Source organism: Pseudomonas sp. GP01-A4 (assembly GCF_058780865.1).
This window is the reverse complement of record NZ_JBYSWF010000047.1, coordinates 47206-60534: the sequence shown is the minus strand read 5'-3', so window position 1 is coordinate 60534 and position 13329 is coordinate 47206. Positions and strand designations below refer to the sequence as shown.

The following is a 13329-nucleotide window of genomic DNA, read 5'->3' as shown; positions in this document are numbered from 1 at the left end:
CCGACAGGCGGGGCAGAGCCCTTTGCTTACTTTGGGGCTTTTCCAAAGTGAGCCGCTGTAAGAGCGGAACCATAAGCGGCCGTTACCCAAATAACGGATATGTACTCAATCACCCCCCAAACGCATCCCTGAGAAACCCCGGAGCGATATACCGCTGATAATGCGCCTCGGACAAAATAAAAAACTCCCGATCAATCGCATCCCGCAACTCAGGCAACCCCCAATCCCGAAACTCCGGCATCAATACCATCCCATAAGCCTCAAGATTACTGATCACCCGAGCCCCCCGGGCAATCAACTGATAGGCCCAGCAGTACTCCGACTGATGCGGAACAAACCGAATCTTGCGCTGCTCCAGCTGCCCCCGCAGCATTTTAGGGTCAAACACCTCAAGCTTCCCGGCCATCACCTGCACCAACAACTGCTCCAGCCGCAGCCACACCGCACGTTTTTCTTCCTCGTTATACCCGTTCCACTGAATCACCTCATGGTGAAACCGCTTGCACCCCCGGCACACAAGATCGCCGTAAACCGTGGAGCACAGGCCTACGCAGGGGGTCTTGATGGTTTGGTTAGACATGGTCGACAACGCACAAATCAGCGAAACAGTTGCACATGTTAGCCCTTTGTCTAAGGTTGATCACCCTGCAAACTTGGCGCGGCAACTTACGTTTAGAATTTTTTTGCCGTAGAATCATCCGGCCTTGTAAGGCGCCAATAATCCGTTGGAAGCTGTTTTCAAAGCGTCACGAGCACAGTCGTTCCTAAAGAACGGTGTTGGCGATGGTTATTTACCCGGTAAATAGCCAGCGCCAACCCTCATCAGCTCCGTTCTGCAGGCGTAAAACTTTGAAAGCAGCTTCTGTGAGGATTGCCGGCAGCGCTGGCTCTACGGCCCAAAAAGCCCCTGAGCGCATGCGTGCCGTGCATTTCTGGATGAGCGTCCCGTGGGACCACTGATGAGGGTAATAACTGTGCTTGAAGCCTACCGCAAACATATCGAAGAGCGTGCAGCCCTGGGTATCGTTCCCCAGCCGCTTAATGCCGAACAAACCGCAGGCCTGGTCGAGCTGCTGAAAAATCCCCCGGCTGGCGAAGAAGAATTCCTCGTTGACCTGATCACCAACCGCATTCCACCAGGCGTTGACGAAGCTGCCTACGTCAAGGCCGGTTTCCTGTCTGCCCTGGCCAAGGGCGAAGCCACTTCTCCCCTGATCGACAAGAAACGCGCTGTTGAACTGCTCGGCACCATGCAAGGCGGCTACAACATCGTGACCCTGGTCGATCTGCTGGACGACGCCACCCTGGCCCCCGTCGCTGCCGCCCAACTCAAGCACACCCTGCTGATGTTCGATGCTTTCCACGACGTCGCGGAAAAAGCCAGGAACGGCAACGAACACGCCAAAGCCGTGATCCAGTCCTGGGCCGACGGCGAGTGGTTCAAGAACCGCCCGACCCTGGCCGACAAGATCAGCCTGCGCGTGTTCAAGGTCACCGGCGAAACCAACACCGACGACCTGTCCCCTGCCCCGGACGCCTGGTCCCGTCCTGACATCCCGCTGCACGCCCTGGCCATGCTGAAAATGGCCCGTGAAGGCATCGTGCCGGATGAGCAAGGCAAGACCGGCCCGATGAAGCAGATCGAAGAAATGCGCGGCCAGGGCTTCCCGATCGCCTACGTCGGTGACGTGGTCGGTACCGGTTCGTCGCGTAAATCGGCCACCAACTCGGTACTGTGGTTCTTCGGCGACGACGTGCCTTACGTGCCGAACAAGCGCGCTGGCGGCTTCTGCTTCGGCAGCAAGATCGCTCCAATCTTCTACAACACCATGGAAGATGCCGGCGCACTGCCAATCGAGTTCGACGTTACCAACATGAACATGGGCGACGTGATCGACCTGTACCCGCATGCTGGCAAAGTCACCAAGCACAACAGCGATGAAGTCCTGACCACCTTCGAAATGAAGACTCCGGTCCTGTTGGACGAAGTCCGTGCCGGCGGTCGTATCCCGCTGATCATCGGCCGCGGCCTGACCGAGAAGGCTCGCGCCGAGCTGGGTCTGCCACCTTCGACCCTGTTCAAGCTGCCGGAAGCCCCGGCTGAAAGCGACAAGGGCTACACCCTGGCGCAGAAAATGGTCGGCAAGGCCTGCGGCGTGGCTGGCGTTCGTCCAGGCACCTACTGCGAACCGAAGATGACCACCGTCGGCTCCCAGGACACCACCGGTCCCATGACCCGTGACGAACTGAAAGACCTGGCGTGCCTGGGCTTCTCCACCGATCTGGTAATGCAGTCGTTCTGCCACACCGCGGCCTATCCAAAGCCGATCGACGTGACCACCCACCACACCCTGCCTGACTTCATCATGACCCGTGGCGGCGTATCGCTGCGTCCGGGCGACGGCATCATCCACAGCTGGCTGAACCGCATGCTGCTGCCGGACACCGTCGGTACCGGTGGTGACTCCCACACCCGTTTCCCGATGGGCATTTCGTTCCCGGCCGGTTCCGGCCTGGTAGCGTTCGCCGCAGCCACCGGCGTCATGCCGCTGGACATGCCGGAATCGATCCTGGTGCGTTTCAAAGGTGAAATGCAACCTGGTATCACCCTGCGTGACCTGGTTCACGCCATTCCTTACTACGCGATCCAGGCTGGCCTGCTGACCGTAGAGAAGAAAGGCAAGAAGAACGCCTTCTCCGGCCGCATCCTGGAAATCGAAGGCCTGGACAACCTGAGCATCGAACAAGCCTTCGAGCTGTCCGACGCCTCGGCTGAACGTTCGGCTGCCGGTTGCACCATCAAGCTGTCGAAAGAATCCATCACCGAGTACCTGAACTCCAACATCACCCTGCTGCGCTGGATGATCGGTGAAGGCTACGGCGATGCGCGCACCCTGGAACGTCGTGCCCAAGCGATGGAAGCCTGGGTTGCCAACCCTGAGCTGATGGTTGCCGATGCTGACGCCGAATACGCTGAAATCATCGAGATCGACCTGGCCGACATCAAGGAGCCTGTGCTCTGCGCGCCAAACGATCCGGACGACGCCCGTCTGCTGTCCAGCGTTGCTGGCGAGAAGATCGACGAAGTGTTCATCGGTTCGTGCATGACCAACATCGGTCACTTCCGCGCTGCCGGTAAACTGCTGGATCAGGTCAAGGGTCAGCTGCCAACCCGTCTGTGGCTGTCGCCGCCGACCAAGATGGACGCTCACCAACTGACCGAAGAAGGCTACTACGGCATCTACGGCAAGGCTGGCGCGCGCATGGAAATGCCGGGCTGCTCGCTGTGCATGGGTAACCAGGCACGTGTAGAGCCGAACTCGACAGTTGTATCGACGTCGACCCGTAACTTCCCGAACCGTCTGGGTGACGGCGCAAACGTCTACCTGGCTTCGGCCGAGCTGGCGTCGGTGGCTTCCATCCTGGGTCGCCTGCCGACCGTCGAGGAGTACATGGAATACGCCGCGAAGATCAACACCATGGCCAGCGACGTGTATCGCTACCTGAGTTTTGACCAGATCGCCGAGTTCCGTGAAATTGCTGCAAGCGCCAACATCCCTGTGGTTCAAGCCTAAGGTTTTGTTGCTGTAAACGAACGCCGCGTATCGTCAGATGCGCGGCGTTTTTTTATGCGCCTCGATTGAGGCCCAGACCTTGTCCTGCGCCTGGGTGCACGGCGTGCCTTCCGGGTGTGCCTGGATCGTGGCGATCACCGCGCGTAACTCTGCCTTGCTCTGGTCCATTCGGGCTTGAAGCTCTTCTATCTGCGCAATCCTGCGCTCAAGCCTCAAGACGATATCGGCGCGTTTCGCCTCGCTCGGCGAATCGTCGGGCATCAGCGCCTTCAACTCCTGCAAGCTGAAACCGGCGCGCTGAGCGCCCTGGATCAATTGCAGCGTCTGCAACGTCTGCATGGGATAACGGCGATAGCCATTACCTTGTCGCTCGACCTGGATCAGCCCCTGGGCTTCGTAAAAACGAATCTTCGAGGCTGCCAAGCCGCTGCGTTCCGCCAGTTCACCAATATTCATCGCCAACTCCATTGACCTTAAAGTGACCTTTAAGCTTAGCCTGAGCGCTCCCAATGTGAGGAGTCAAGCATGTCGCCCTTTGAAGCGTTGCAATTGCCCAACGGCCAGCTCATCAGTAACCGCATCGCCAAGGCGGCGATGGAAGAGAACATGGCGGATGCGAACCAGGCGCCTTCCGAGGCCCTGATGCGCTTGTATCAAGCCTGGGCCGACGGCGAGCCCGGCCTGATCCTGACCGGCAACGTGATGATTGATCGCCGTGCCATGACCGGCCCCGGCGGCGTGGTGCTGGAAGACGAACGTCACCTGGACAAGTTTCGCCAATGGGCCGCGATTGGCCGGGCCAAGGGCGCGCAGTTCTGGGTGCAGCTCAACCACCCGGGCCGTCAGACCATGGCCAACCTCGGCCAGCAGGCCCTGGCACCTTCGGCGGTGGCCCTCGATCTCGGCGGCTTTTCGAAGATGTTCGCCCAACCCAAAGCCATGACCGAGGACGATATCCAGGACGTCATCACGCGCTTCGCCACCAGCGCGCGTCTCGCCGAAAAGGCCGGCTTCAGCGGCGCGCAGATTCACGCGGCCCACGGCTACCTGCTCAGCCAGTTTCTCTCGCCCTTGAGCAACCAGCGCACAGACCGCTGGGGCGGCAGCGTGGAGAACCGCGCTCGGCTGTTGCTGGAAGTGATCAAGGCCGTGCGCGCCGCCGTGAGCGCGGATTTCTGCGTGGCGGTGAAACTCAATTCCGCCGACTTCCAGCGCGGTGGCTTTGACGCCGCCGACGCCCACGCCGTGGTCGAGCTGCTCAACCCGCTGGCCATCGACCTGCTGGAACTGTCCGGCGGCAGCTACGAAGCCCCGGCCATGCAAGGCGAGGCTCGCGACGGACGCACCCTGGCCCGCGAAGCCTATTTCATCGAGATGGCCAGCGACCTGGCGAAAGTCGCCAACATGCCGGTGATGGTCACCGGCGGCATCCGGCGCTTGCCGATCGTGCAGCAAGTCCTGGACAGCGGCATCGCCATGGCCGGGATCGCCACCGCGCTGACCCTGGAGCCGCACCTGATCAAGCAATGGCGCGCCGGCCGCGATCTCAACCCGCAACTGCCGCCGATCCGCTGGAAGCGTAAACCCCTGGCCAGCCTGGCGAGCATGGCGGTGGTGCGTTATCAGCTTCGCCGCCTGAGCCGTGGCCGCCAGCCGAAACCCGGGGTGACGCCGCTGCTGGCGTTGATAAAAGACCAACTGTTTATCGCCCGCCGCACTCGGCAATATCGCGCCGCGATGACCAATTCTTCACATTGAGCGGGGAGCATTCAGCGCCATGGAACTGTCCTTAACTGATCAGCAGCTTTTTACCCTCACTGACGATTGGAGTTCTTCATGGCGAAAATCACCCTGGCCCAGCAATTGGCGACCACCCTTGAACAGGCGGGCATCAAGCGCATCTGGGGCCTGACCGGCGACAGCCTCAACGGCCTGACCGACTCCCTGCGCACCATGGACAGCATCGAGTGGATGCATGTGCGCCACGAAGAAGTGGCCGCGTTTGCCGCCGGTGCCGAAGCCGCCGCCACCGGCGAGCTGACCGTATGCGCCGGCAGCTGCGGCCCCGGCAACCTGCACTTGATCAATGGCCTGTTCGATTGCCATCGCAACCACGTGCCGGTGCTGGCCATTGCCGCACAGATCCCCTCCTCCGAGATCGGCCTGAACTACTTCCAGGAAACCCATCCCCAGGAGCTGTTCAAGGAGTGCAGCCACTTTATCGAGCTGGTGACCAACCCCGAGCAGATGCCTCACGTGCTGCACCGTGCCATGCGCTCGGCGATCCTCAACCGCGGCGTAGCGGTGGTGGTGATTCCAGGGGATGTGTCACTGTTGGAAGTAGAAGATAAATTCAAACCGTGGCCGGCCCTGCTGGCACCGCGCACGTTGCCGGCGGAACAGGACCTGCAACGCCTCACCGACATCCTCGAACACAGCGGCAAAGTCACCCTGCTGTGTGGCAGCGGCTGTGCCGGCGCCCACGATGAGGTGGTGGCCCTGGCCGACGCCCTCGGCGCGCCCGTGGTGCATGCCCTGCGCGGCAAGGAACATGTGGAGTGGGACAACCCGTTCGACGTCGGCATGACCGGCCTGATCGGCTTCAGCTCCGGCTACCACGCCATGCTCAACTGCGACACGCTGATCATGCTCGGCACCGACTTCCCGTATCGCCAGTTCTACCCGACCGACGCAAAAATTATCCAGGTCGACCGCAACCCACAGGCACTGGGCCGGCGTGCCACGCTGGACCTGGGCATTGCAGCTGACGTCAGCGAGACCATCCAGGCGCTGCTGCCGCGCCTGACCCGCAAGACGGACCGCAGCTTCCTCGAAACCTCGCTCAAGCATTATGAAAAAGCCCGCCAAGGGCTGGATGACCTGGCGGAACCGTCAAAGGCCGGCAGGCCAATTCACCCGCAGTATGTCGCGCGCCTGCTCAGCGAACTGGCGGACGACGACGCAATCTTCACCGCCGACGTGGGCTCGCCGACAGTCTGGGCGGCGCGTTACTTGAAAATGAACGGCAAGCGCCGGTTGATCGGCTCGTTCAACCATGGCTCGATGGCCAACGCCATGCCCCAGGCCATCGGTGCGCAAGCCGCGTTTCCCGGGCGCCAAGTGATTTCGATGTCCGGCGACGGTGGGTTCACCATGCTGATGGGTGATTTCATCAGCCTGGCGCAGCTGAACCTGCCGGTGAAGCTGGTGGTGTTCAACAACTCTTCTTTGGGCTTCGTCGCCATGGAGATGAAAGCGGCGGGCTACCTGGATACCGGCACCGAGCTGAAAAACCCGGACTTTGCCGCCATGTCCAACGCCATGGGCATCCTCGGTATTCGCGTAGAGCAGTCCGAAGACCTGGAACCGGCCCTGCGCCGCGCACTGGCCCACGACGGCCCGGTGCTGGTGGACGTGGTCACCGCCACCCAGGAACTGGTGATGCCGCCGAGCATCAAGCTGGAGCAGGCCAAGGGCTTCAGCCTGTACATGCTCAAGGCGGTGATGAGCGGACGCGGTGATGAGGTGATCGAGTTGGCGAAAACCAACTGGCTGCGTTAATAGCGCCGTAGTGGCCGACCACGCGGCCTGACCGCAGACAAAAAAGACCCCGCTTAAATAGCGGGGTCTTTTTTCGCACGGCTGATCAGCCGTGCTGTTTTTCCACCCACTTGCCATAGGCGTCGATAAACGCCTGCAAAAACGGCTTGGTCTTTTCCGAGACCTTGCCCGACTCATCGAACACGCTGCCCGCACCGCCCAGATAGGCTTCCGGCTGCTGCATGCACGGCACATCGAGGAACACAAGCGACTGGCGCAAATGGTGATTGGCCCCAAAACCGCCGATGGCGCCGGGAGACACACTGATCACCGCACCCGGCTTGCCGCTGAAGACACTTTGGCCATAAGGACGTGAACCAACGTCAATCGCATTCTTCAATACACCCGGCACGGAGCGGTTGTATTCGGGGGTCACAAACAGCACCGCGTCGGATGAACGCACGTGTTGACGGAAAGTACTGTAGGCTGCCGGCGGTGCAGCACCGTCGATGTCCTCGTTGTAGAGCGGCAAATCACCAATTTCGACAATGTTCAACTTGAGGTTGGCGGGCGCCAACTCGGCCAGTGCCAGGGCGACCTTGCGGTTGATCGACTCTTTTCTCAAGCTGCCGACCAGTACGGCAATCGTGTAGACCTTGCTCATTGGGGTTTCCCGATTTCTGACTTAAGGAGTTTGTAGTTATAGAGCCTGCGCGACGCTATCACCAGCGCGTTTTTGCAATCCCCAGGGACGTTTACACCGCAGATGGATTTGTAAGTAATGTCTGAAAAAGTCAACGAATAGTATTTTTTTTCAATAGGTAAACTACCCCGCTCTCCTACGGTCTACAGAACCGCAAATCGAGTGTTTATCTCCAGAGGTTCTAAACAGATGGCAGCAGTACTTGTCGGACAGTTCCATGCCAGAGACGCGGAAGGTCGCGTTTATTCGGTGCATGAGTTCCAGGAATCCAACCCGCCCCTCGACGGCCTGGCTGGCTCGGCGCCCACCACCACCTACAAGCTGGCCATTGGCGACCGCGTAGAAAAACTGGATGGCGATGAGTTCAGGCTGATTCAGTCGGGCACTATCATCACCCGCGAATCCGCCACGATCCACGCTTCATAAGACTTTATTCCCCATAGGCGATATCAACATTATCGCCGACGCCTCCCAGTGTCCGGTCCTTGCCGAACGAGAACAGATCAAAGTTGGTTTTGGCCTGGCTGGGAGGATAGTGGTACTGATAGGCCACGCCCCAAGGGTCCGTCAGCATGTCCTGATCCTTGAGATAGGGTCCCCGCCACTTCCCTTCTCCCGCTGGCTGAACCGTCAACACCGCCAGACCCTCCTCGTCGGTAGGATAACGCCCTACATCTTGATGAAAACGCTCGACTGCCTTGCCCAGCTCTTTCAACTGGACCTTGGCCGTGGCGATTTCCGACTGAGTCACGTCGCCGAAGATCCGCGGCCCCACCGCAACCGCCAACACACCGACCACCAGCACCACCACCAGCAGGTCCCACAACGAAAACCCGCGCGTGTCTGTTTTACCGAGCATCGATAAGGCTCCCCCGTGGATCCTCTGGTTGATACGCCCTTTGTATGACCTGCTGGTTGCAGGCGCCAAGGGACTTGATCGTGCAAGTCTAGTTGGGGCGCTGCCGTGGCGGGTCTTTTTTCCACGCCCGGGCCTGAGCCATTGAATCCACGTCGCGCTGAACATAGACTCCGGCCATGCGTTTACGTCATATCGAAGTCATTCAAGCGATTTTACAGACCGGACACCTCGGCACCGCCGCCGAATGGTTGCAACTGCCCGTGGCCGATGTGGACGCAACCCTCAAGGATGCCGAGCTGCAGTTGGGCTTCATGCTGTTCGCCAGTGTGCGCGGACGCTTGCAGGCCACCCGGGAAACCCTTGAGCTGCAGGCCGAAATCGCCCACCTCTATGCAGCCCTTGAGCCGGTGCAACGCCTGGCCAGCAGCCTGAAGCACCACCATGCCCCGCCCTTGCGCGCACTGTGCACCCCGCCGCTGGCCAATCAACTGCTGCCCCAGGCGATCGCCGTGCTGCGCCGACGTTTCCAAGACACGCCGTGCAACCTCTCCAGCCATTCCACCCGGGATATCGTCAAAAGCCTGCTGCTGCACGAAGCCGACCTCGGCCTGAGCCTGCACGACCCGGACCATCCGCAAATCCACAGCCAACCGCTGGCCCACGGCAAGTTGCAATTGCTCGCGCCCCATGGCTGGCTGAAGCCTCGGCAGAAGTACATTGCGCTACAGGAACTGGCCGGGCAGTCGATGATCGGCCTTGAAGGCCAGGACCCGCTGAGCCGCCTGCTGGACAGCAAGCTGCAAGCCCTGCGCCCGCTGCCGGTGGTGCAAACGCGGGTGCAGACGTACCAGATGATGCGCAGCATGGTAGAAGCCGGGGAAGGCCTGGCGATTGTCGACCCGTTCACCGCCAGCGGCGCACGGGAAGCCGGGCTGGATGCGTGCCCGTTGTCACCGCCGATTGTGGTGACCTTGTATGCGTTGACCCTGAAGGGCAGCGAGCCATCGCCCGCCTTGAATGCGCTGCTGGAGATTGTCACCGAGAAGGCTGAAAACCTGCTGACAAGCACATTGCCGTGAATGTGGGAGTTGTCGGGCCTTGGCGAGGCTGCGAAGGCGGCGGCACAGTCGATAAAGACGTTGCCTGACACACCGCTATCGCGGCCTCGCTGGGGCTCGACAGCTCCCACAAGTTTCGGGAGGGGGCCGGCGGTTGTGTGTTTGATCGCAAGCACTCGGCTTGCGCAAATCGAATGTGGGAGCTGTCGAGCTTCAGCGAGGCTGCGAAGACGGCGGCACTGTCGATAAAGAGGTTGCCTGACACACCGCTATCGCGGCCTCGCTGGGGCTCGACGGCTCCCACAGGGGGTCGGGGGAAGTCTGGGAGTTGTGTGCTCGGTCGCAAGTACTTGAATTGCGCAAATCGAGTGTGGGAACTGTCGAGCTTTAGCGAGGCTGCGAAGACGGCGGCACTGTCGATAAAGAGGTTGCCTGATCTACCGCTATCACGGCCTCGCTGGGGCTCGACGGCTCCCACAGGGGATCGGGGGAAGTCTGGGAGCTGTGTGTTCGGTCGCAAGTACTTGAGTTGCGCAAATCGAATGTGGGAGCTGTCGAGCTTCAGCGAGGCTGCGAAGGCGGCGGCACAGTCGATAAAGAGGTTGCCTGACACACCGCCATCGCGGCCTCGCTGGGGCTCGACGGCTCCTACAGTTGATCGGTGCAGCTCAGACTGCTTCCAATTCTGTCTTGAACAACCGATACCAGAAAATCGCCACTTCGCGCGTCTGCGGATCAATCCCGCGATAGCGCAGGTGGTCGATCCCGCCCATCACATACCCGCAGCGCTCATACAGCCGGCAGGCACCGAGGTTGTTGTTCTGGGTCTCCAGCATCATCCCCGGCAGGTTCTTCTTGCGGCTCCAGAACTGCGCCACGTCCAGCAATGCCTTGGCCACCCCGTGGCGCCGCGCGGGCAAGACCACCGCCAGCTCATCCACATGGGCAAAGCCGTTCCAGTTGGTGCTGACCACGATATGCCCCACGGGCCGGTCATCGAGGTAGGCCATGAACACCGCACTGTCGGCCGCGTCACGGAAGCTGGCGAATTCCTCGGGATCGATGCCGTAGCATTTGCGGTATGGCACGATACGCTCCACCGCCCACTGGTCGACGCGCTTGCCCATTTCCGGCTTGCCGTAGGCGTTGACTTCAAAGCTGAAGTCGTTCCCCCACACGTAGGCGTCAAATCCTTCGTCAGCCACCCGGACACTGAGGCCCGGGTACTTCGGGTTCATTACAGCTTGCATAAACATCCTTAACCCTTGATGCAGTCGACGGTGTAACAACGACCACTGCCGTCATCTTCGTGTTGCAGTCCATGAACATCGGCAACAAAGCCGGGGAAACTGCTATCGAACGTCCTGGCAAACGCCAGGTAATCAATGATCGAGCGAGTCGATTCGGTAAAGCGCTCACCCGGCATTATCAACGGAATGCCCGGCGGGTAAGGCACCAGCATGACCGCTGCGACCCGACCTGGCAAAGCGTCGATGGACACCGCCTCGACTTCGCCCTTGACCAACAGGTCGTAGGCGTCGGCCGGTTTCATCGCGATTTCCGGCAGTACCGTGTACATCCGCTTCAGGTGCTTGGCCGTGGCATTGCTGCGGTAACAGCTGTGCAACTGGTCGCACAGATCCTTCAAACCCAATCCCTGATACCGCGCCGGGCCCTGCTGAAACACCGATGGCAAACACACAGCAAGGCTCACGTTGGCGTCATAACTGCGCTTGAATTCCAGCAGTTCGGTGAGCAGGGTACTCCACTTGCCTTTGGTGATGCCCATGGAAAACAGCACGAGGAACGAATACAGCCCGGTCTTTTCCACCACCAGCCCACGTTCCCAGAGGAATTTACTGACCACCGCAGCGGGAATTCCGCACTCGCTCAAAGCCCCGCCGGCATTCAGGCCAGGCATCACCAGGGTGACTTTTATCGGGTCCAGCAGCACGTAGTCTTCGGCGATATCGCCAAAGCCATGCCAGTCGGCCTGGGGTTGCAGCAGCCAGTCTGCGGTCACCACCCGGTCAATGCCCGCCACCAGCGGCGGCTGCCAGATGGAAAACCACCAGTCTTCAGCGGCGATGTGCTGGCGCAGGTTGGCCAGGGCACGTCGGAAGCTCAGGGCTTCGTCAAACATCTCCTGCAGCAAGGAACGCCCCGCCGGCCCTTCCATCATTGCGGACGCCACATCCAGGGAGGCGATGATGCTGTACTGCGGCGAGGTGGAAATATGCATCATGAACGCTTCGTTGAAGCGGTCGCGGTCCAGCTTGCGCACGCCGCCATCCTGCACATGGATCATCGACGCCTGGCTGAACGCCGCCAGCAGCTTGTGGGTGGAGTGCGTGGTGAACACCAGCGGGCTGTCGGCCGTGCGCGAGGTGCCCATGCCGTAGCGCCCGGCAAAGAACTCATGAAAAGCCGCGTAGGCGTACCAGGCTTCGTCGAAGTGCAGCACCTCGACGCTGTTGCCCAGTTGCTGCTTGATCAGCTCGGCGTTGTAGCACAGGCCGTCATAGGTGGAGTTGGTGACCACCGCCAGCTTGACCCTGGCCGGTCGGCCTCGGGTCAGCGGGCTGGCGTCGATCTTGGCGCGGATCGACTCGGGGCTGAACTCGCTCAGGGGAATCGGCCCGATGATCCCCAGTTCATTGCGCTCCGGGCACAGGTACAGCGGGATGGCGCCGGTCATGATGATCGAATGCAACACCGACTTGTGACAGTTGCGGTCCACCAGCACCAGGTCATCCCGGCCCACCATCGAGTGCCAGACGATCTTGTTGGCGGTGGAGGTGCCATTGATCACGAAGTAGGTGTGATCGGCACCGAAGTTGCGCGCTGCCCGCGCCTCGGCTTCGGCCAACGGGCCGGTGTGGTCCAGCAGCGAGCCGAGCTCCGGCACCGACACCGACAAGTCCGAACGCAGGGTATTTTCCCCGAAGAACTGATGAAACGCCTGCCCCACCGGGCTTTTGCGATAGGCCACGCCGCCGCCATGACCGGGGGTGTGCCAGGAATAATTGGAATCCGCCGTGTGCTGCACCAGGGCCTTGAAGAATGGCGGCAACAGGCCATCCAGGTAGGCGCGGGCCGCACGGGCCACTTGCCGGGCAAGAAACGGCACGGTGTCTTCAAACAGATAAAGAATGCCCCGCAACTGGTTCAGCTCGCTCATGGCATCGGCTGGGGCGTTTTCCAGGGTGACCTGCTCACCGAGGGCGAAGATCGGCAGGTTTGGCGCCCGCACCCGCGCCAGGCGGATCAGCTCCACCATGTTTTGCATCAGATGGGTATTTTCCCCGGCGCCCTCGGCGGCAATCAGCATGCAGGCCAGGCCGTGATGGGTCGAAGCCACCAGGCGACCCTCGGCGTAGTCCACCGCCGAAAAGATACTGAAGCCCTCCTGCTCAAGCTCCCGGGCGATGCCCCGGACGCGGTCGCCGGCAACGGTGTCGGCCTTGATGTCGCGGTGTACGATCAGAACCGGGAACTTCAGGTCTTTGTACATGAGCGCTTGGCGTCCTGAGGGCTATGCCTTCAGGGTAGAAGCTCGGGGCCGATGTGGCGAATGAAGATGTTCAACCGGTG

11 protein-coding genes are annotated in these 13329 nt (G+C 60.7%); 5 read left to right on the top strand and 6 right to left on the bottom strand.

Annotated elements, in window-relative coordinates:
- Nucleotides 1-109: 109 nt before the first annotated feature.
- Entirely contained in the window at nt 110-580 is a 471-nt protein-coding gene (locus AC3WKX_RS23510) for a DUF1289 domain-containing protein (RefSeq protein ID WP_093197112.1), read from the bottom strand.
- 394 nt (nt 581-974) lie between these two features.
- Here AC3WKX_RS23510 and acnB point away from each other — a divergent pair, with 394 nt between their 5' ends.
- Nucleotides 975-3575: a bifunctional aconitate hydratase 2/2-methylisocitrate dehydratase gene (acnB, locus tag AC3WKX_RS23505; protein WP_102605234.1), complete on the top strand. Its 2601-nt coding sequence runs from the start codon at nt 975-977 to the stop codon at nt 3573-3575.
- Nucleotides 3576-3608: 33 nt separating this feature from the next.
- Here acnB and AC3WKX_RS23500 read toward each other — a convergent pair whose 3' ends face one another.
- Nucleotides 3609-4031 carry a MerR family transcriptional regulator gene (locus AC3WKX_RS23500; protein ID WP_008431339.1) on the bottom strand — a complete coding sequence of 141 codons (423 nt, stop codon included), beginning with the start codon at nt 4029-4031 and terminating at the stop codon, nt 3609-3611.
- A gap of 69 nt (nt 4032-4100) precedes the next feature.
- Here AC3WKX_RS23500 and AC3WKX_RS23495 point away from each other — a divergent pair, with 69 nt between their 5' ends.
- Both AC3WKX_RS23495 and poxB read left to right on the top strand, forming a co-directional pair.
- Entirely contained in the window at nt 4101-5333 is a 1233-nt protein-coding gene (locus AC3WKX_RS23495; protein WP_102605235.1) for an NADH:flavin oxidoreductase/NADH oxidase family protein, read from the top strand.
- A gap of 78 nt (nt 5334-5411) precedes the next feature.
- Nucleotides 5412-7136 carry a ubiquinone-dependent pyruvate dehydrogenase gene (poxB, locus tag AC3WKX_RS23490; protein ID WP_008431335.1) on the top strand — a complete coding sequence of 575 codons (1725 nt, stop codon included), beginning with the start codon at nt 5412-5414 and terminating at the stop codon, nt 7134-7136.
- 85 nt (nt 7137-7221) lie between these two features.
- Here the strand turns inward: poxB and AC3WKX_RS23485 are convergent, their stop codons facing one another.
- Complete coding sequence (locus tag AC3WKX_RS23485) at nt 7222-7779, bottom strand: NADPH-dependent FMN reductase (RefSeq protein WP_008431334.1); 558 nt, start codon at nt 7777-7779, stop codon at nt 7222-7224.
- 228 nt (nt 7780-8007) lie between these two features.
- Here AC3WKX_RS23485 and AC3WKX_RS23480 point away from each other — a divergent pair, with 228 nt between their 5' ends.
- A complete protein-coding gene (locus tag AC3WKX_RS23480; RefSeq protein WP_003209248.1) occupies nt 8008-8244 on the top strand; it encodes a hypothetical protein in 237 nt (78 codons plus the stop codon).
- 4 nt (nt 8245-8248) lie between these two features.
- Here AC3WKX_RS23480 and gspG read toward each other — a convergent pair whose 3' ends face one another.
- Nucleotides 8249-8677, bottom strand: a complete 429-nt coding sequence (gene gspG, locus AC3WKX_RS23475; protein WP_102605236.1) for a type II secretion system major pseudopilin GspG — start codon at nt 8675-8677, stop codon at nt 8249-8251.
- A gap of 176 nt (nt 8678-8853) precedes the next feature.
- On the opposite strand from gspG, the gene AC3WKX_RS23470 reads away from it, so the two are divergent.
- On the top strand, nt 8854-9756 hold the full coding sequence (locus AC3WKX_RS23470; protein WP_102369042.1) for a LysR substrate-binding domain-containing protein: 903 nt from the start codon (nt 8854-8856) through the stop codon (nt 9754-9756).
- 647 nt (nt 9757-10403) lie between these two features.
- On the opposite strand, the gene AC3WKX_RS23465 is transcribed toward AC3WKX_RS23470, so the two are convergent.
- Nucleotides 10404-10973: a GNAT family N-acetyltransferase gene (locus tag AC3WKX_RS23465; protein WP_003217028.1), complete on the bottom strand. Its 570-nt coding sequence runs from the start codon at nt 10971-10973 to the stop codon at nt 10404-10406.
- Between the two features lie 20 nt (nt 10974-10993).
- Nucleotides 10994-13249, bottom strand: coding sequence for an Orn/Lys/Arg family decarboxylase (locus tag AC3WKX_RS23460; RefSeq protein ID WP_087693840.1), 2256 nt, complete (start codon nt 13247-13249; stop codon nt 10994-10996).
- Nucleotides 13250-13329: the final 80 nt, after the last annotated feature.

Excerpts from the sequence above, each read along its gene's own strand:
- AC3WKX_RS23470 (WP_102369042.1), top strand. The coding sequence starts at position 8,854 with ATGCGTTTACGTCATATCGAAGTCATTCAAGCGATTTTACAGACCGGA.
- AC3WKX_RS23465 (WP_003217028.1), bottom strand. The coding sequence starts at position 10,973 with ATGAACCCGAAGTACCCGGGCCTCAGTGTCCGGGTGGCTGACGAAGGA.
- gspG (WP_102605236.1), bottom strand. The coding sequence starts at position 8,677 with ATGCTCGGTAAAACAGACACGCGCGGGTTTTCGTTGTGGGACCTGCTG.
- AC3WKX_RS23510 (WP_093197112.1), bottom strand. The coding sequence starts at position 580 with ATGTCTAACCAAACCATCAAGACCCCCTGCGTAGGCCTGTGCTCCACG.
- AC3WKX_RS23500 (WP_008431339.1), bottom strand. The coding sequence starts at position 4,031 with ATGAATATTGGTGAACTGGCGGAACGCAGCGGCTTGGCAGCCTCGAAG.
- AC3WKX_RS23460 (WP_087693840.1), bottom strand. The coding sequence starts at position 13,249 with ATGTACAAAGACCTGAAGTTCCCGGTTCTGATCGTACACCGCGACATC.
- AC3WKX_RS23495 (WP_102605235.1), top strand. The coding sequence starts at position 4,101 with ATGTCGCCCTTTGAAGCGTTGCAATTGCCCAACGGCCAGCTCATCAGT.
- poxB (WP_008431335.1), top strand. The coding sequence starts at position 5,412 with ATGGCGAAAATCACCCTGGCCCAGCAATTGGCGACCACCCTTGAACAG.
- AC3WKX_RS23480 (WP_003209248.1), top strand. The coding sequence starts at position 8,008 with ATGGCAGCAGTACTTGTCGGACAGTTCCATGCCAGAGACGCGGAAGGT.
- AC3WKX_RS23485 (WP_008431334.1), bottom strand. The coding sequence starts at position 7,779 with ATGAGCAAGGTCTACACGATTGCCGTACTGGTCGGCAGCTTGAGAAAA.